Below are 17,311 nucleotides of genomic sequence, written 5' to 3'. Positions count from 1 at the left end.
CGCTTCTCTCGCTCGGGGATCAGGCGTCTCAGTCGGTCTCGAGTCCTCGTACGCCCGCCGGGCGGCACGCCACGGCTAGTCCAATGGTACGGGCCCGACGCGTCCGGAGCTTCCCGGCCCGATCCGCGGGACCGTTCTCCAGTCACTGTTCAGCCGGTATTCAGCTGGTATCCAGCCATCGTCCGGCCGGTGGGGACCGGCCGTCAAGGGGGGTGTGGGGGTGGGAGGCCCGGGTCTGGGCGGACAACACCTTGCCCGCCGGCGGCACCGACGGGCAAGAGACTTGAGCGGGTTCTGAGGTTCGAATATGCGTGTGACCTGCTACTTCTTACGATTCGCGGCGGTACCTTCCGCTTGTCACCGGGTGAATCCGATGTCTTCGTAGCGGGGCGTGGCGAACCCGAAGGCGCCGACGTTCGCCAGTTTCCTGTCGACGGCGACCAACTGTGGCCGCTGATACAGCGGAATCGATCCGGCGGCGGCCCAGATTCGGGCGTCCGCCTGCTTCAGCAGCTCCCTGGAGGCGTTCGCGTCGAGCTCGGAGACGGCACGGTCGAAGAGCTGGTCGATGTGGTCGGAGCCCACCCGTGTGTAGTTCTGCTCGACGAGCAGCGAGCCGTCGGTGGCGGGCTCCGGCTTGGCGAAGATCGGGCGGCCGTCGGTCGCGGGGTAGGCGGTCGCCGGCCAGGAGTACAGGGCGAGGTCGTAGTCGCCGGAGGCGACGTGGTCAGTGAAGTAGCTGTCGTCGGGGACCTTGGTGATCACCGTGCCGACGCCGATGGCGTCCAGCATGGCGACGATCTTGTCGCCGACCCCGCGCAGGGACTGCGAGCCCGGGCCCGACGGGAGTACGAAACGCAGGGTGAGCGGCTTGCCGTCCTTGCCGAGACGGCCGCGCAGGGAGGCCGGGGCGGGCGCGGGGGTACCGGCGGGGGCGTAGGCGCCTGCGGCACCTCCCTGCCGCCTGTCCCGGGCGGTGACCCCGGCGGCGTCGTCGCCGGTGGCTTCGAGGGCTCCGGCCTGACGGCGCGGCGGCGCGCCGTGGGCCACTGCCGCGGGGACGGTGGCGAGGGCCCCGGAGGCGGAGGCCGGCGCGGGGCGGTCGCCCGGCTTCTCGTCGTCACCGACGATGTAGAGCCCCTCGTCGCGGGAGGCCTTGTCGTCGCCCTCCTCCTCGCCGGCCTTCTTGCCGCCCTCTGCCTTCGTTCCTTCTCCGGTCTTCGTTCCTTCTTCGGTCTTCCCGCCCGTCCCGGTCTTCTTGTCCGCCTCGCTGCCGGCCTTGGTGTCCCCGGGCTTGCGCACGGCCCCGCCCACGGTCCAGCCGGCGTCCGCCAGGAGCGCCTGCGCCTCCTTGGGGTCCTGGTCGCCGAGCGCGCCGCTGCCGTCCCGGTACGCCGGCTGCCCGGCCAGGGCCAGGTGGCTGCCGGGCGGCTTCGCGGGCAGGCCCAGCGGTTTGAGTACCGTCTCGGCGAGTTCCTGGCGGTCCAGTGCGCGGGCGATCGCACGGCGCACCCGGTCGTCGGCGAGGGGCCCGGACTCACCGTTCAGCGCCAGCTGCGTGTAGGCGGGCTCCAGGGACTTGCGTACGGCGAAGCCGGCCAGGGACTTCTGCTCGGCCGCGTACACCGCGACGGCCTCGCGGTTCTTCGCCCGGGCGGCCTGGGCGGTCTCGGCGGCCTTCTCGTCCGATCCGTGGGCCAGCGCCCAGGAGCGCAGGGCGGCGGCCGGGGTGATGTCGGAGCCGGGTCCGTGGGCGGGCGGCTGCCCGTTCCCGCCGCGGTAGCGGGCGGCCCGGGCGACGGCGTTCGCGGTGGCCGGGTCGATGTCGGCGACGTCCACCGTGCCCTCGGTCAGGGCGTCGGCGCGCTTCTTCGGGTCGACGGCCCGGAAGACGAGCGATTCGAGCTTCGCCTCGTCGCCCCACCAACGCGGGTTCCGGTCCAGCGTGACCGTCCCCTCGTCCTTGTTCACACGGCGCAGGCGAAACGGTCCTGCGGTGTTCTTGAGGGCGGCCCTGGCGCCGTCGTTGAAGGTGCCGGGCGAGCCCGTCACCTCCTTCGGGTACAGCGGCGAGAAGAGCGAGCGCCAGTCCCCGTACGGCTTGGCGAACGTCACCCGGACCTGGAGGTCGTCCTTGCCGCGTTCGATCTTCTCGATCCGCTCGTACCCCGCGTTTCGCGCGGTCCAGAACGCCGAGTCCTTGCCGCTCAGCGCGCGCCACTGGGCGACGAAGTCGGGGGCCCCGATCTCCCGGCCGTCGCTCCACACGGCTTGCTGGTTGAGCTTGTACAGGACGACCTGCTTGGGCTCCCGCTCGATGACCTTCGCCGACTCCAGGTAGTCCGGGTTGAGCCGCGGCTCGCCCCGCGTGTCGAGCGGGAAGAGGGTGGGCAGCAGGGCGCCGGTGATCCGCGTGGTCGCGCCGTCGGCGTCGGCCTGGAAGGCGTTGAGGGTGGCGGGCACCGCGTCGATCGCCCAGGTGAGCTCGGACCCCGCGGTGACCACGTCCCGTGACGCCGGGGCGATGTCCTGCCCCGCGGCCGGGGCGACGGGGCCCTCGCCGCCCGAACTGCAGCCCGTCAGTACCGGGACGGTGAGTACGCCCGTCGCCAGGAACGCGAGGGAGCGGCGCGTGCGGGCCGTCCCGCGTGGGACGCCGACGTGGGCCATGGCTGATACCTCCGGGACCGGCCCGGCCCACCCGTACCGGAAGGGACCGGATCATGCGTTTAGGTGGCTTTGCGGTTGATCACACTGGTTCGCTGGTCCACTGAACGCACCTCCCCGCGCGAGGAACGGCAGACACGGCCGGTGGGGCCCCCGACATCACCCGTGCGGCCCCGCGGCCACCCTGCCCGCTCCTCCACAAGACCGGCCTCCCGGCGGCGCGGCCGGAGGCACCGGCCCGTCTTGCCCGCCCGCATGCCCGCGACCTAGGGTGAATGCGCTTTCAGAAGAGGGTCGGTACGTGCAGCGGCAGGTACGCGAATGCGGAAGAAGAAGCGGACGGTCGAGTGAGCGCGCCCACGGTGTACGACGTCGCCGAGCGGTCGGGCGTCTCCATTGCCACGGTCTCCCGGGTGTACCGCAATCCCGACTCCGTGCGCGGCGAGACGCGCGAGCGGGTCCTGGCGGCGGCCCGCGAGCTCGGTTACGTACCGAGCGGCAACGCCCGGGGCCTGGCCAGCCGCACCACCGGCGTGCTGGGGCTCTGCTTCCCGGACTACGCCGATCCGGACGCCGAGGCCGACGCCGAGGCGGACAGTGACGCCGACGACGCCGTGATGCTGTACTCCGACCAGATCATCCGGGGCATGGAGCGAGCGGCCCGGCGCCACGGCTACGCGCTGCTGATCGCCGCCTCCCTGCAGGGCGGCCCGGAGAGCCTCGTCGCGAAGGTCGCGGGGCGGGTGGACGGTTTCGCGGTGCTGGCGCAGACCGTGCCGACCCAGGATCTCGAGGTGATCTCGCGCCGGCTCCCCGTGGTGATGCTCGCCGGACCCCGGGAGATCGACCACCTCGACCACCTCGTCGTCGCGAACGCCGACGGCGAGCGCGAGCTGGCCCGCCACCTGATCGAGGACCACGGGCTGCGCAGACTCGCCTTCGTCGGGGGCGACCCGGACTCGCCGGACGCCGAGGCGCGGTTCCGCGGCTTCCGGGAAGCGTGCCGCGACGCCGGGCTCCCGGTCCCCCAGGAACCGGATCTGCGCACCGCGATGATGACCCAGGCCGAAGGTGCGCGGGCCGCCGAGACACTGCTGGACCGGGGCTCCGGCAGGCCCGACGCGGTGCTGTTCGCCAACGACCAGATGGCGGTGGGGGCACTGCGCGCCCTGGAGCGGCGCGGGGTACGGGTGCCCGAGGACATCGCCGTGACCGGCTTCGACGGCATCCCGCTGAGCCGGATCGTACGCCCGTCGCTGACGACCGTGCGGCAGCCGATCCGGCAGCTGGGCGAGCAGGCCGTGGAGCTGCTGGTGCAGCGCCTTGCGGACCGGAGCCGGGAGCCGGTGTCGCTGGAGCTGCCCGTGTCCCTGGCCCGCCGGGCGAGCTGCGGCTGCGGCTGACGCCCGAGCTGCCGGGATCTTCACCCGGAGGTGTTCGGTCCGGGCGGCCGCACGTGAGGAGCCGCCGCCGGTCATCGTCCGGGCCACGCATGCCCCGCCGTCACCGCCCGGCTCACGCCCCCGCCGTCACCGCCCGGCTCACGCCCCCGCCGTCACCGCCCGGCTCACGCCTCCGCCGTCACCGCCCGGGCCACACGGCGCCCCGCCGTCACCACCCGGGCCACGTCGCGAAGAGGGGTGCGCGTCGCGCGTCCAGCTCCGCCCGCTCCTCCGTGATCCCGCCGTACGTCAAGGGTGCCCCGCACGCACACCACGAGTTCCCGTTCGGCGGACAGGGCACTGCGAGGGCCCGCCCACGGAACGGTGGGTGGGCCGTCACGGGCCCCTGAGACAAGCGGAATCGGTCACATGTGCGCCAATGACGCAAACGGTGCACTTACGGTGCACCGAGGGGGCAACCACATGCCCAGCACGTTGCACGAGTGTGACCCAGCACCCTCTTGCGGATTCCCGAAGGCCTGCCCCAGAGTGATGTATGCGCTTACAGGCAGCGCATACATCCGGACCGCTCAAGGAGGAGCCTCCATGTCCCGAACCGCCAGAACCGCCTCCGTCGCGGTCACCGTCGCGCTCGCCCTCGGCGTCTCCGCCTGCGGCGGCTCCGGCGGGGACGTGTCCGCCGACCAGAAGCAGACGCTCACCGTGTGGGCCATGGGCGCCGAGGGCGAGAAGCTCGCGGAGGTCGCCGAGGTGTACGAGAAGGCCCACCCGAACATCACGGTCAAGGTCACCCCGGTCGGCTGGGACGTCGCCCACCAGAAGCTCGTCTCCGCCGCGGCGGCCGGCACCATGCCGGATGTGGCCCAGATGGGCGGCAGCTACATGGGAGAGTTCGCCGAGCTCGGTGTCCTGGAGCCGGTGGACACCAAGGTCTTCGACAAGGCCGACTTCTTCCCCGCGGGATGGCAGCAGGGCGAGGTGGACGGCACCGCGTACGGCGTGCCGTGGTACGTCGACACCCGGGTCCTCTTCTACCGCACCGACCTGGCCGAGAAGGCCGGCATCGCCAAGGCTCCGGCGAACTGGAAGGAGCTCTCGCAGCTCGCCGCCGCCTACCAGGCGAAGGCGGGCACGAAGTGGGGCCTGTCCATCCAGCCCAGCGGCCTCGACACGGTGCAGAACTTCTACCCCTTCCTCTACTCCGCCGGCGGGGAGATCCTCGACGCCGAGGGCCGGGCAGCCGTCGACAGCCCGGAGGCCGTCAAGGCGCTCAAGGAGTACGGCAGTTACTTCGACAAGGGGCTCTCCGACAAGTCGGTGCAGCCGGGCTACGACGTAGTGAAGGACTTCGGCAACGGCCGGGTCCCGATGTTCTTCGGCGGCCCCTGGCACGTCACGCTGCTCGACGAGGGGCAGCCGCAGATCAAGGGCAAGTGGGCCGTGGCCCCCGTCCCGGCGGACACGTCCTCCGTGTCCATGGCCGGCGGCTCCTCCCTGGTGGTCTCCAAGGACAGTGCGCACAAGGCCGCCGCGACCGAGTTCGTCAGCTACCTCACCAGCACCGAGGGCCAGGCCGACTGGTACGGACGCACCAAGGACCTGCCCGCGAACACGTCGGCCTGGAAGTCCAGCGCGCTCGCCGGCGACGCGACCCTGCAGGTCTTCAGAAAGCAGATGGACACCGCGAAGTCCTCGCCCACCACCCCCAAGCTGACCGAGGTCACCGACAAGGTCGACCGGGCCATCGCGAAGGTGACCCAGGGCAAGGCCTCCGCCGAGGACGCGCTGAAGACGGCGCAGTCCGAGATCGAAGGCATCGTGAAGTAGGAGCCATGGCCACCACGACCTCCAGGGCCGCACAGCCGGCCACGACGCAGGACGGCCCCGGGAGACTTCCACCGCCGGCCGGCCGTGCCGGGTCCCGGCGCGGACCACGCTCGCTGGGTGTGCAGAACGCGGCGGGCTGGCTCTTCTCCACCCCCTTCCTCGTCCTGTTCACCGTCTTCATGGCGTTCCCCATCCTCGCCACGCTGCTGATGAGCTTCACGGACTTCGGGCTGCGCAACGTCACGCGCCCGCTGGAGGCGAACTTCGTCGGATTCGACAACTACACCGCGCTCTTCGGCGACGAGAAGTTCCTCAGGTCCCTCCTGAACACCGGCTACTTCGTCGTGGTGGGCGTTCCGCTGACGATCGCCCTCGGGCTGGTCGTCGCCGTGCTGCTGAACAACGGCATCGACCGCGCGCGGACCTTCTTCCGCGTCGGTTTCTACGCCCCGGTGGTCACCTCGATCGTGGCCGTCGCCGTGGTGTGGCGGTTCGTCCTCGACCCGAGTGACGGGCTCGTCGCCGGTCTCTTCTCCGAAGTGGGCCTGACAGCACCGGACTTCCTGGGATCCGAGGCGCTGGCCATGCCCTCGTTGATCGCCATGGCGGTCTGGCGCAACGTCGGTACGGTCATGGTGCTGTTCATCGCGGGGCTGCAGGCCATCCCCACCGAGGTCCGGGAGGCCGCGCGGCTCGACGGGGCCGGGGTGTGGCAGGAGTTCCGCAGGATCACGATCCCCCTGCTGCGGCCCACGGTGGTGTACGCCACGGTCATCACCACCATCGGTTACCTCAACGTGTTCGAGGAGCCTTTCGTGATGACCGAGGGCGGGCCCTCCGACTCCACGCTCACGGTCTCGCTGAACATGTACCGCGAGGGCTTCAACTTCTTCCACATGGGCTATGCGAGCGCCATGGCGTATGTCCTCTTCGTAGTGATCATGGGCATCACGGTGCTGCAGCTCCGACTGCTGAAGGACAACACGAAATGACCGTCGGCCACGCACCCGGCACCGCGCGGAACGCGCCGGCCAGGCCCCGCGGCCCGAAGCGGTTCCTGGTCTACGTCCTGCTCTCGCTGGGCCTGCTGATCATGTCCGCGCCGTTCCTCTGGATGGCGCTCTCCTCCTTCAAGACGACGAGCGAGCTCTCGGCGTCCCCGCCCGTCTGGATTCCCACCGAGTGGACCCTGGGCAACTTCCGGCAGCTGCTCGACAAGCTCGACCTGCCCCTCTACTTCGTGAACTCCGTGATCGTGGCGGTGCTGGTCACCGTCTCGAACCTGCTGTTCTGCTCCATGCTCGGATACGCGCTGGCCAAGCTGCACTTCGCCGGCCGCAACAAGATCTTCGGGCTGGTCCTGGGCGCTCTGATGGTGCCGGGCAACCTGATGCTGCTGCCGCTGTTCGTGCTGATGAGCAAGCTCCGTCTGATCGACTCGTACGGAGGTCTGGTGCTGCCCTTCGCCGCCGGCGCCTTCGGCGTCTTCCTCATGCGGCAGTTCATGCAGTCGATCCCGGACGAGCTGCTGGAAGCGGCGCGGATGGACGGCGCCGGCGAGTGGTACATCTTCCGGCGGATCGTGATGCCGCTCGTGAAGCCCGCCCTCGCGACGCTGTCGATCTTCACCTTCCTCGGTTCCTGGAACAACTTCGTCTGGCCGCTGATCGCGACCAACGATCCGGACAAGTACACCCTGCCGGTCGCCCTGGCCACCTTCGCCACCGACCCCAACAAGGCGGGCGGCTCCAACGGCCTGCTGATGGCGGGGGCCTTCCTGGTCGTGCTGCCGGTGCTGGTCCTCTTCATCGCCCTGCAGCGGCACTTCACCCAGGGCATCGCCACGGCCGGCATGAAGTAGCCCACCGCGGCCACCGCCCACCACCGAGGCCGCGCGGCCCGCCCCGCGGCCGGACCCTCCACGCCCACAGAGAGACATTCCGCGATGACGCACACCCAGGTCCCGTTCCCCGAAGGCTTCCTGTGGGGCGCCTCCACGGCCGCCCACCAGATCGAGGGCAACAACACCAACAGCGACTGGTGGGTCAAGGAGCACTCCACCGGCACCCACATCCAGGAACCCAGCCTGGACGCCTGCGACAGCTACCACCGCTGGCGCGAGGACATGGACCTGCTGGCCGGCCTCGGCTTCACCGACTACCGCTTCTCCATCGAGTGGGCCCGCATCGAGCCCGCCGAGGGACGGTTCTCCCGGGCGGAACTGGCGCACTACCGGCGCATGGTCGAGGGAGCGGTCGCCCGCGGTCTGCGCCCGATGGTCACCCTGCACCACTTCACGGTGCCGCAGTGGTTCGAGGCGCGCGGCGGCTGGACGGCGGACGGCGCCGCCGAGCTGTTCGCCCGCTACGTCGCGGCCTGTGCACCGGTCATCTCCGACGGCGTCGGCCACGTGTGCACCATCAACGAGCCGAACATGATCGCCGTGATGGCCGGCCAGGCCAAGCGGGGCGACATCGGGTTCCCGCCCGCGGGCCTGCCCACCCCCGACGACGAGACCACCCTGGCCGTCATCGCCGCCCACCACGCCGCCGTGAAGGAGATCCGGGCCCTCGACGCCGGGATCCAGGTCGGCTGGACCATCGCCAACCAGGTCTACCAGGCCCGCCCGGGCGCCGAGGACGTCACCGCCGCCTACCGGCACCCGCGCGAGGACGTCTTCATCGAGGCGGCCCGCGACGACGACTGGATCGGCGTCCAGTCCTACACCCGTACGGAGATCGGCCCCGACGGCCCCGTCCCGGCGTCCCAGGACGTCGAGCGGACGTTGACGCAGTGGGAGTACTACCCGGCCGCCGTCGGCCACGCCCTGCGCCACACCGCCGAGGTGGCCGGGCCCGGCATGCCGCTGATCGTCACGGAGAACGGCATCGCCACCTCCGACGACACCCGCCGCGTCGACTACTACACGGGCGCCCTGAACGAGGTGGCGTCCGCGATCGAGGACGGGCTGAACGTTCGGGGCTACCTCGCGTGGAGCGCGCTCGACAACTACGAATGGGGCTCCTTCGCGCCGACGTTCGGTCTGATCGCCGTGGACCGGGAGACGTTCGAGCGGGCCCCGCGCCCCTCCGCCGTGTGGCTGGGTTCGCTCGGCCGCTCCCGCGAGCTGCCCCGTACCGCCGGCTGAGACCGGCCCCCCGACCGGGAGCCACCTGACGGCTCCCCGGGTACGGGCGCCGGCGGCACCTGACGGCCGCCGGCTCCCGTACCGTCCGCCGCGCACGGGCGCTCCGCGCGGCGGCCACCGCACGTGACAGCCGATGACTCCTCCCCGAGAGGCTCCGATGGACCGTCGCACCTTCCTCACCGCTGCCGGGACCGGGGCCGCCGCCCTGTCCCTGGGCGCCTTCGCCGCTCCCTCCGCCACCGGGGCGGTGGGCTCCGGCGCCGTGCCGTCCGGCCGCGCGGACACGGCACTGCTCCTTGCCTGGTTCCGCGACACGTACCGCTCGATCGAGGCCATGACGACGGACTTCGGTCTGGCCGCCGACCGCGCCGACCTCAGCGGCACCGCGCCCGTGGTCTCCCGCCAGACCTCGCCCACCGACATCGGCTGCGGGCTCTGGTCCGCGGTGGCCGCCGCCGGTCTCGGCGTGATCGACGGCGCGGCGCTGCTGCGGACCCTGGAGCGGACCGTGTCCGCCGTCGAGACCCTGGAGCGGCACGACGGCTTCTGGCTCAACTGGTACGACGCCCACGACGGTTCGGTGCTGACCCGGTGGCCGGGGACCGGAGCCCCCGTACGCCCGTTCCTCTCCTCGGTGGACAACGCCTGGCTGGTCACCGGCCTGCGGATCGCCGCCGACGCCGCGCCGTCGCTGCGTCCGCGCATCGCCCGGCTGCTGGCCGGCGCCGACTGGTCCACGTACTACACGCCGTACGATCCGGCCGACCCGGTCGCCGGCCCGGGCCAGCTGCGCGGCGGCTTCTGGACCGACACGGGCGAGCCGACCGGCCACCACTACGGCGCCCTGAACACCGAGCCGCGCATGGCCAGTTACCTCGGCATCGCGGACGGCTCGCTGCCTGCGGAGCACTACTGGCACCTCCTGCGCACGATGCTGCCCGAGCACGAGCAGGAGCAGCCTCCGCAGGGCGCCTACGCGGTCATGGACGGCGTACGGGTCTGGCAGGGGCACTACACGCACCGGGGCCGGAAGATCGTTCCCAGCTGGGGCGGCTCGATGTTCGAGGCCCTGATGGTGCCGCTGTTCGTGCCGGAGGCGGAGTGGTCGCCGGGATCCTGGGGTGTGACCCACCGGCGCTACGTACGCGGTCAGATCGAGCACGGGCTGGCGGAGGCGCGGTACGGGTACTGGGGCTTCTCCCCCGCCGACGTGCCCGAGGGCGGCTACCAGGAGTACGGGGTCGACGCCCTGGGCATGCAGGTCGACGGCTACGCCTCCAACACCGACCGCACGTACACCACGCACGGTGCGCCGCTGCCGGACCCGTCCGCCTTCACCAACGGGGTGGTCACCCCGCACGCCTCGTTCCTCGCCCTGCCGTACGCCCCGGGCGAGGCGGTGGCCAACCTGCGGGCCCTGGCCCGTGACTTCGGGGCGTACGACGAGGGGTACGGCTTCCGGGACTCCGTCAACGTCTCCACCGGCCGGGTCAGCGACTTCGTGCTCGCCCTCGATCAGGGCATGACCGCCGCAGCCCTGGCCCAGGCGCTTTGTCCGGGACTGCTGCAGCGGCCGTTCCGCACGGGTGGCTTCCGCTCGCGGGTGCGCCCGCTGCTCGCCCGGGAGCGCTTCAGCGTCTGAGCGGCGTCCCGCGAGCCACGCCGGCAGCCCCCGGCCGACCACCCTCCGCCACCGTCCAGGCCGGTCACGTCACCCCACCGGCTCTGGGCGCAGGCGGCGGGGCCCGGGCCGGGTCGCGGGCACGGAAAGGCGGACATAGCCTCCCGAATGTGACGCCGTCCGCGAGCCGTATCCCGATATCCCGGCCTTCGGCACCCGGCAGCCTCCTGCTCGCCGCGCTGACGGCCGCGCTGGCCGCGCTGTGCTGGGTGTCCGCGGTCACCGCCCCATGCGCCCGCGCCGACGAGCGAGTGTTCCACGCCGGGCGGATCACCGGCGAGGTGGGGGCACAGGGCGCCCGGGAACCGCGGGCCGGGACCCCGTTCGGCGGGGGGCCCGGGAGGCGCCGGGCCCAGCCGCCCGTGGCGTACGCGCCTGACCTCGCCGGCCCCGGGGCCGGTGTCCCGGTCCCGGGGATCACCCCGGCGACCGGGGCCCTCGGCGCCGGCGACCCCTCCGACGCGGGCAGCGCCGTGAACCTGATCGTGCCCGTCGCCGTGCTCGTCGCCGCCCTGCTGGCCGCCTTGTACGCCTCCACGCGCCGCAGGCGGCGTACGACGATCCGGACCACGCCGGCGGCGACCGGCTGGGGCGGCATCGGAGCGGCCGGGCCGCAGGCCCCCCTGCCGCTCCTCGACGCCCGGACGGCGGCCGATCTGGTCGACACGGACGACGCCGTGCGCACGAGCGAGGAGGAGCTGGGTGTCGCCACCGCCCAGTTCGGGGAGGAGGCCGTGGCCCCGTTCGCCGTGGCCCTGGACCAGGCCAGGGCCGAGCTGGCGGCGGCCTTCCGGCTACGGCAGCGGCTCGACGACGGGGTACCGGAGGACGAGGCCGCCCGCCGTCGCGCGCTGGAGGACATCGTGCGCCGGTGCGCGGACGCCCACAGCCGCCTGGACGCCGTCACCGAGGACTTCGACCGGCTGCGCGGCCTGGAACACCACGCTGCGCGGCCCATGGCCGCCGCCGAATCCGCGTTCAGCGGTCTGGCGGGCCGCGTGGCCGCTGCGGAGGCGACTCTCGGCGGGATGGCGGAGCGGTACAGGGAATCGGCCACCGCACCCGCGGCCGATGATCTCGGGCGGGCCCGGGAGCGGATGGCCTTCGCGGCGACCGGCCTCGACCAGGCCCGCACAGCCGTGGACGGGGGCGCCGGCGCCGATGCGGCGGTGTACGTGCGCGCCGCCGAAGGGGCGATCGGGCAGGCCACCGCGCTCGTCGTGGCCGTGCGGCGACGGGCCGCGGAGCTGGCCGAGGCGGCGGAGAAGCTCCCCGGGGTGCTCACCGGGACGGAGAGCGACCTGGCCGAGGCCGCAGAGCTGCTCGAAGGCACCCCCGAGGACGCGTGGGCCGTTGATCTGCGGGCCAGGACCGCGCGGGCCCAGGCGGTGCTCGACGAGGTGGACCAGGACCTGCGGGCCGGCCGCTACGACCCCGTCGACGCCCTGCGCAGGGCCGGGGAGGCGGACACGGCACTGGACGCGGCCCTTACGGAGGTCCACGAGCTGGAGCACGGCAGCCTGCGGGCGCGCACGCTCCTGGACGGGTCGATGCTCACCGCGCGTGCGGCGATCGGCGCCGCCGCGGACTACATCTCCACCAACCGGGGAGCCGTCGGCAGCCGGGCCCGCACCCGGCTCGCCGAGGCGCGGCGGAAGTGGCGGCGGGCCTCCGGGCTCGCCGAGGCCGACGACCCGCGGGGCGCCCTGGCCGAGGCGCGGCATGCGGACGCACTGGCCGTCCGGGCGCGGACCCTGGCCGAGCAGGACGTACGGGACTACCTCGGCCCGGAGGGCGCGGGCGGTCCGTACGCCCCCGGCGACGCTACGGGCGGTGCCGTGCTGGGAGGCATCCTCCTCGGCGGGCTCTTCGGCGGGAACGGCGGCCCCGGGGAAGGGTTCGGCGGCGGTCCGGGCAGTTTCGGTGGTGGGGGTACCCGTGGCCGGAGGGGAGGGGGAGGCCGTTTCTGACCGACGGCTCGTGACCGGACGTTCCGACAAGGAGACGACGAGGCCATGCCCAAGCAGACGGTTCTCGGCCGTGCCACCCAGCTGGCGCGGGCCGATGTCAGCGCCCTTCTCGCCCAGGCGGAAGACCCCCGGAAGATGGCGGACCAGCTGATCCGCGAGTACGCCGGCACCATCGCGCACGCGGAGGAGGCGGTATCCGCCACGATGGGCGGTCTGCGGCAGATGGAGCAGGACCGCCGGGAGGACGTCGACTCCGCCCGCGAGTGGGGGCAGAAGGCCCTCGCGGCCAGCAGGAAGGCCGACGAGCTGCGGGCCGAAGGAGCGGGACCGGACGCCGACAGGTTCGACACTCTGGCCAGGGTGGCGCTGGGGCGGCAGCTCCAGGCGGAGCAGGAGGCGAGGACGGCGGAACCCGCCATCGCCTCGCAGCAGGTGGCGGTGGAGAAGCTGCGATCCGGCCTGGACCGGATGCGGGCGAAGCTGACCCGGCTCACGTCCGAGCGCGACGCACTCGCCGCCCGGGCCACGTCCGCCCCGACGCGGAACGTGATGACGGACGCGGTCAGGACCATCGGCCTCCTCGATCCGGCGACCGAACTCGGCCGCTTCGAGGACAAGATGCGGCGCGAGGAGGCCAGGGCGGTGGGCGGGCGCGAACTCCCGGCGTCGACCCTGGACGCCGAGTTCGAGCAGGTGGAGAGCCTCGGCAACGACGCGGAGGTCGAGGCCCGCCTCGCCGCCCTCAAGTCGGGCTGAGTCTCAGTACATGCTCATCAGCTGCTCGACAGAGAGTTCGGCGGCAGGTTCGCCGTCGGGCAGTGCGAGCTCGAACCACACCGTCTTGCCGCGCGGGGTGCGCCGCGATCCCCAGGCGGCGCTGAGCAGCCCGACCAGCTGCAGACCGCGCCCGCCCTCGTCGGTGTCGCGTGCGCGGCGGCGCCGGGGCTGAACCAGGCCCGCGTCCCAGACCTCGCAGACGAGGGTGCGGTCGCGCAGCAGGCGGAGCCGTATCTCGCCCTCGCCGTAGCGCAGGGCGTTGGTGACGAGTTCACTGACGAGCAGTTCGGTGGTGTCCACCAGGTCGTCCAGGTCCCAGGCGGTGAGCTGGGCGCGTGCGAGGTCACGGGCCCGGCCCACGGAGCGCAGCTCGCGCGGGAGCCGCCAGTCCCCTACCGCCTCCGCGGGCAGCCCTTGGATACGGGCCATCAGCAGGGCGATGTCGTCCTCGCCGTGCCCCGTGTGGAGGGTCGTCAGCACGTGGTCGCAGACGTCCTCCAGGATCGGCGACGGCTGGGCGAGTACGCGCCGGAAGGCCTCCAGGCCCTCTTCGAGCGGGTGGTCGCGGGACTCGACGAGCCCGTCGGTGTAGAGCGCGAGGAGGGCGCCCTCCCGCAACTCCACCTCGACCTCCTCGAAGGGTTCGCCGCCGACGCCGAGCGGCATGCCTGGCGGTACGTCGAGGAGCAGGGCGGGTTCCCCCGGTTCCACCACCACGGGAGGGAGGTGGCCCGCGTTGGCGAAGGTGCACCGCCGGGTGACGGGGTCGTACACCGCGTACACACACGTCGCCAGATAGACCTCGGAGAGGTCCGCCTCACGCGACTTGTGGGCGGCCCGGGAGGGCCACTGCGCGCCGCCGCCCCCGCCGAACCCCTCGCTGCGCGCCCCGCCGCCCGGGGTGCCGAGGCCCCGGGCGACCTCGTCGAGCGCGGACAGCACCTCGGCGGGTTCCAGGTCCAGGAGCGCCAAGGTGCGTACGGCCGTACGGAGTTCGCCCATCGCGACGGCGGCCCGCAGGCCGCGGCCCATGACGTCGCCGACGACCAGCGCGGTGCGGTGGCCGGGGAGTTCGATCACGTCGAACCAGTCGCCGCCGACCTCGGTGGCGGTGTTGCCCGGCAGGTAGCGGCAGGCGATGTCGAGACCGGCGGCCTCGGGGTCGCCCGGGGGGAGCAGGCTGCGCTGGAGGATGAGCGCGCGCTCGTGCTCGCGCCGGTACAGGCGGGCGTTGTCGATACAGACGGCGGCGCGGGCCGCCAGTTCCGTGGCCAGGGCCCGATCCCGCTCGCCGAAGGGTTCGCTGCCCTTGGTGCGGGAGAACTGTACGAGGCCGACGACGATGTCGTGCGCGACCATCGGCACGGCGAGCGTGGAGTGGACGAAGCCGCGTTCGTCCCCGGATACGTCGGTGACGTGGCCCGTGCGCAGGGCGACGGAGCAGGGTGAGTGGAAGGGGTAGCGGTGGACCGACCCCAGCGCTGGCGGGCCCATGTCCCCTCCGGGGGCTGTACCGCTCCCCGGCAGGACACCCGGCAGTGCGTCGGACACGGCGCTGGCCTGCGCGACGCGCCGCAGCTCGGCGGAGCCGCTACCGGGCTCCTGGTGGTACCGGCCCCAGCTGCCCGGGGCGGCCTCCTCGCCGGTGAGCAGCCCCTGGTAGAGGTCGACGGAGGCGAGGTCGCAGAAGCCGGGCACGGCGACGTCGAGCAGTTCCCGGGCGGTCGTCTCCAGGTCGAGGGAGTTACCGATGCGCGCGCTGGCCTCGTTGAGCAGGGCGAGGTTGCGCCGGGCGCTGGCCGCCTCGCGGGCGGCGATGTGCCGCTGGGTGACGTCGATGGCGAGTGCGGCGATGCCGATGGGCCGCCCGGAGCGGCTGTGCACCCGGTAGAGGTTCATGGACCAGTGGCGCCGGTCCGCGGAGCCGGGCGGCGTGCCGACGAGCTGGAGGTCGGTGACGGCGTTCCCCGTCTCCAGGACGCGCTCCAGCGTCGTGGAGAGACGGTCGGCCTCGGGCTTCGCCAGGTAGTCCGAGACGGTGTTGCCGCAGTGGTCGTCGGCCTCTCCCCCGAAGACGGTGGCGAACCGCTGGTTGGCCCGGACGACGGTGAGGTCCGTGCCGAAGAGAACGAAGCCGAAGGGAGATTGACCGAATATCGCCTGCGAGGCCGCCAGGTCCGTCTCGATGCGCCGCAGCGCCCGGACGTCCACGACGATGCAGAGCGCGGCCCGTTCCCCCGCCCCGGTCTCGCTCGGCATGACGTAGATCTCGGCGAGTCCGCGGACACCGTTCTCGCCCGGCATCCGGAAGGGTACGAGGCCCGTCCACTCCTTGCCGTCGAGGATCTCCCCGACCCGCCTACGGGCGCCCGCCCGCAGCTCGGCGGGCATGAACGCCTCGACCGGATCTCTGCCCACCGCGTCGCGGGAGGCCATGCCGAAGAGACCGGCGGCCCGCCGGCTCCACTGCTCGATCAGCCCGTCGGGCCCGATCGAGAAGGAGGCGACCCTGATGTAGTCATAGATCGAGCCAGGCGGGCTGCTCTGCCACATGACGTCGCCCGCTGTCCCAGGTATCTCGCTCACGCGACCGTCCCCTCCAGCTCACACACCGGACCGGTCCTGCACGCAGTATTCAGCACTACGGGCTCCACCGGCACGGCGTTCACGATCACAGCACGGTCTCAGTCCCTTTCAGCCAGGTCCTGCCCGACCTCCGGTGATCGTGTGCGTCCCTCCCACTCCTAACCAGGCAGAGGCAGCTCGAACCACACCGTCTTGCCGCTCTTTCCGTGCCTGATCCCCCAGCGGCGCGCGGAACACGCCATGAGCCGCAGTCCCCGCCCCGTCTCGTCGTCGGGTCCGGCACTGCGTTCCGTGGGCGGATCCGGAACCGGATCGGAGACTTCCACCAGCAGCCCCCGCGGCCCGGACTCCACGGCCGGGGCCGTGCCGGGCGGCGCGTCCGGCCCGGGACCGGGCCCCTGGCCGCCGGGACGCGGGCGCACCATCCGGACGCCGATGGGCCCGGAGGCATAGCGCAGGGAGTTGGTCACCAGCTCGCTGACGAGAAGGACCGCCACGTCACCCACCGCGTCGGCCATACCCCATTGGTGCAGTGCGTCACGTACGGCGTGCCTGGCACTGCGCACCGAGCCCGGCACCGCCGGAAAGCTCCACTCGGCGCTCTCGCCTTCGGTATCGGTCACGCCGCTCACTTCCCAGGGCCGGCAGCAGCGGGGGCACACCCCCTTCAGACGGGGCTATTCACCACATACCCAACATTGAGGACAACTTAGCGTGCCGGGCGAAGGGTGGGGCGCACGGGCGCAGGGACCCTCGCGCGAGGACGGGCCCTCACCGGCGCGCGGCCGCCCGCAGACGGCGTACGGCTTCGGCCACGGCGGGGCGGTCCTGGTCCAGCCAGTCGACGGTGTCCACCTCGTCCGGGGCGAGCCACCGCAGCGCGTCGTGGTCCTCCAGCGGGCGGGGCTCGCCCGAGATCAGACGGGCCGTCCACACCTGCAGCACATAACCGGGCTTCAGCGGCCACTGGCCGGGGATGCGCTCCAGCGGCTCCGCCTCCACGCCGAGCTCTTCCCTGAGCTCGCGCACGAGCGCCTGCTCGCCGCTCTCGCCCGGCTCCCGCTTTCCGCCGGGAAGTTCCCAGCGTCCGGCCAGCTCCGGCGGGGCGCTGCGACGGGCGGCCAGGAGCCGCCCCGCGTCGCACACGGCCCCGGCCACCACCACGGATTCGTTCATGGGGCGGAGCGTAACCGCCCGGGCGGGCGGGCTTCCTTCGCGGGCCCGCTTCAATTCCGGAGCCCGGCCCCGCCGT

The 17,311-nt window shown here is 72.6% G+C and carries 12 protein-coding genes; 8 read left to right on the top strand and 4 right to left on the bottom strand.

From position 1 onward, the window contains the following. Positions 1-357: 357 nt before the first annotated feature. Positions 358-2,670: an ABC transporter family substrate-binding protein gene (locus tag ACH4VO_RS00760; protein WP_360992973.1), complete on the bottom strand. Its 2,313-nt coding sequence runs from the start codon at positions 2,668-2,670 to the stop codon at positions 358-360. A gap of 344 nt (positions 2,671-3,014) precedes the next feature. Here ACH4VO_RS00760 and ACH4VO_RS00755 point away from each other — a divergent pair, with 344 nt between their 5' ends. The 8 genes from ACH4VO_RS00755 (at position 3,015) to ACH4VO_RS00720 (ending at position 13,452) form a co-directional block, all read left to right on the top strand. Continuing rightward, positions 3,015-4,070 (top strand): LacI family DNA-binding transcriptional regulator, encoded by a 1,056-nt coding sequence (locus tag ACH4VO_RS00755; protein WP_360992976.1) that lies wholly within the window; start codon positions 3,015-3,017, stop codon positions 4,068-4,070. A gap of 585 nt (positions 4,071-4,655) precedes the next feature. Continuing rightward, a complete protein-coding gene (locus ACH4VO_RS00750) occupies positions 4,656-5,897 on the top strand; it encodes a sugar ABC transporter substrate-binding protein (protein WP_360992978.1) in 1,242 nt (413 codons plus the stop codon). Positions 5,898-5,902: 5 nt separating this feature from the next. Beyond that, positions 5,903-6,889 carry a sugar ABC transporter permease gene (locus ACH4VO_RS00745; RefSeq protein WP_360992980.1) on the top strand — a complete coding sequence of 329 codons (987 nt, stop codon included), beginning with the start codon at positions 5,903-5,905 and terminating at the stop codon, positions 6,887-6,889. Continuing rightward, positions 6,886-7,758, top strand: a complete 873-nt coding sequence (locus ACH4VO_RS00740) for a carbohydrate ABC transporter permease (protein ID WP_360992983.1) — start codon at positions 6,886-6,888, stop codon at positions 7,756-7,758. Before ACH4VO_RS00745 ends, ACH4VO_RS00740 begins: the two co-directional genes overlap by 4 nt. Positions 7,759-7,842: 84 nt before the next feature. After that, positions 7,843-9,045, top strand: coding sequence for a family 1 glycosylhydrolase (locus ACH4VO_RS00735; protein WP_360992986.1), 1,203 nt, complete (start codon positions 7,843-7,845; stop codon positions 9,043-9,045). Positions 9,046-9,202: 157 nt separating this feature from the next. Next, on the top strand, positions 9,203-10,687 hold the full coding sequence (locus ACH4VO_RS00730) for a glucoamylase family protein (protein ID WP_360992989.1): 1,485 nt from the start codon (positions 9,203-9,205) through the stop codon (positions 10,685-10,687). Between the two features lie 149 nt (positions 10,688-10,836). Next, positions 10,837-12,696, top strand: coding sequence for a TPM domain-containing protein (locus ACH4VO_RS00725; RefSeq protein WP_360992993.1), 1,860 nt, complete (start codon positions 10,837-10,839; stop codon positions 12,694-12,696). A gap of 45 nt (positions 12,697-12,741) precedes the next feature. Then, positions 12,742-13,452, top strand: coding sequence for a PspA/IM30 family protein (locus ACH4VO_RS00720; RefSeq protein ID WP_360992996.1), 711 nt, complete (start codon positions 12,742-12,744; stop codon positions 13,450-13,452). 3 nt (positions 13,453-13,455) lie between these two features. Here ACH4VO_RS00720 and ACH4VO_RS00715 read toward each other — a convergent pair whose 3' ends face one another. From ACH4VO_RS00715 to ACH4VO_RS00705, 3 genes are all read right to left on the bottom strand, one after another. Further along, on the bottom strand, positions 13,456-16,026 hold the full coding sequence (locus ACH4VO_RS00715; protein WP_360993307.1) for a SpoIIE family protein phosphatase: 2,571 nt from the start codon (positions 16,024-16,026) through the stop codon (positions 13,456-13,458). Positions 16,027-16,217: 191 nt separating this feature from the next. After that, complete coding sequence (locus ACH4VO_RS00710) at positions 16,218-16,691, bottom strand: ATP-binding protein (RefSeq protein WP_360992998.1); 474 nt, start codon at positions 16,689-16,691, stop codon at positions 16,218-16,220. Positions 16,692-16,830: 139 nt separating this feature from the next. Continuing rightward, complete coding sequence (locus ACH4VO_RS00705) at positions 16,831-17,235, bottom strand: (deoxy)nucleoside triphosphate pyrophosphohydrolase (RefSeq protein ID WP_360993001.1); 405 nt, start codon at positions 17,233-17,235, stop codon at positions 16,831-16,833. Between the last annotated feature and the right edge of the window lie 76 nt (positions 17,236-17,311).

The sequence above is a fragment of the Streptomyces sp. NPDC020780 genome, from assembly GCF_044334475.1.
Lineage (GTDB): Bacteria > Actinomycetota > Actinomycetes > Streptomycetales > Streptomycetaceae > Streptomyces.
Note: the sequence above shows the minus strand (reverse complement) of the source record. Positions and strands in the feature narration are given on the sequence as shown.

What these genes read in the sequence shown, in the direction of transcription:
- ACH4VO_RS00760 (WP_360992973.1), bottom strand. Translation starts at nt 2,670, where the DNA reads ATGGCCCACGTCGGCGTCCCACGCGGGACGGCCCGCACGCGCCGCTCC.
- ACH4VO_RS00750 (WP_360992978.1), top strand. Translation starts at nt 4,656, where the DNA reads ATGTCCCGAACCGCCAGAACCGCCTCCGTCGCGGTCACCGTCGCGCTC.
- ACH4VO_RS00745 (WP_360992980.1), top strand. Translation starts at nt 5,903, where the DNA reads ATGGCCACCACGACCTCCAGGGCCGCACAGCCGGCCACGACGCAGGAC.
- ACH4VO_RS00740 (WP_360992983.1), top strand. Translation starts at nt 6,886, where the DNA reads ATGACCGTCGGCCACGCACCCGGCACCGCGCGGAACGCGCCGGCCAGG.
- ACH4VO_RS00735 (WP_360992986.1), top strand. Translation starts at nt 7,843, where the DNA reads ATGACGCACACCCAGGTCCCGTTCCCCGAAGGCTTCCTGTGGGGCGCC.
- ACH4VO_RS00730 (WP_360992989.1), top strand. Translation starts at nt 9,203, where the DNA reads ATGGACCGTCGCACCTTCCTCACCGCTGCCGGGACCGGGGCCGCCGCC.
- ACH4VO_RS00720 (WP_360992996.1), top strand. Translation starts at nt 12,742, where the DNA reads ATGCCCAAGCAGACGGTTCTCGGCCGTGCCACCCAGCTGGCGCGGGCC.
- ACH4VO_RS00715 (WP_360993307.1), bottom strand. Translation starts at nt 16,026, where the DNA reads ATGTGGCAGAGCAGCCCGCCTGGCTCGATCTATGACTACATCAGGGTC.
- ACH4VO_RS00705 (WP_360993001.1), bottom strand. Translation starts at nt 17,235, where the DNA reads ATGAACGAATCCGTGGTGGTGGCCGGGGCCGTGTGCGACGCGGGGCGG.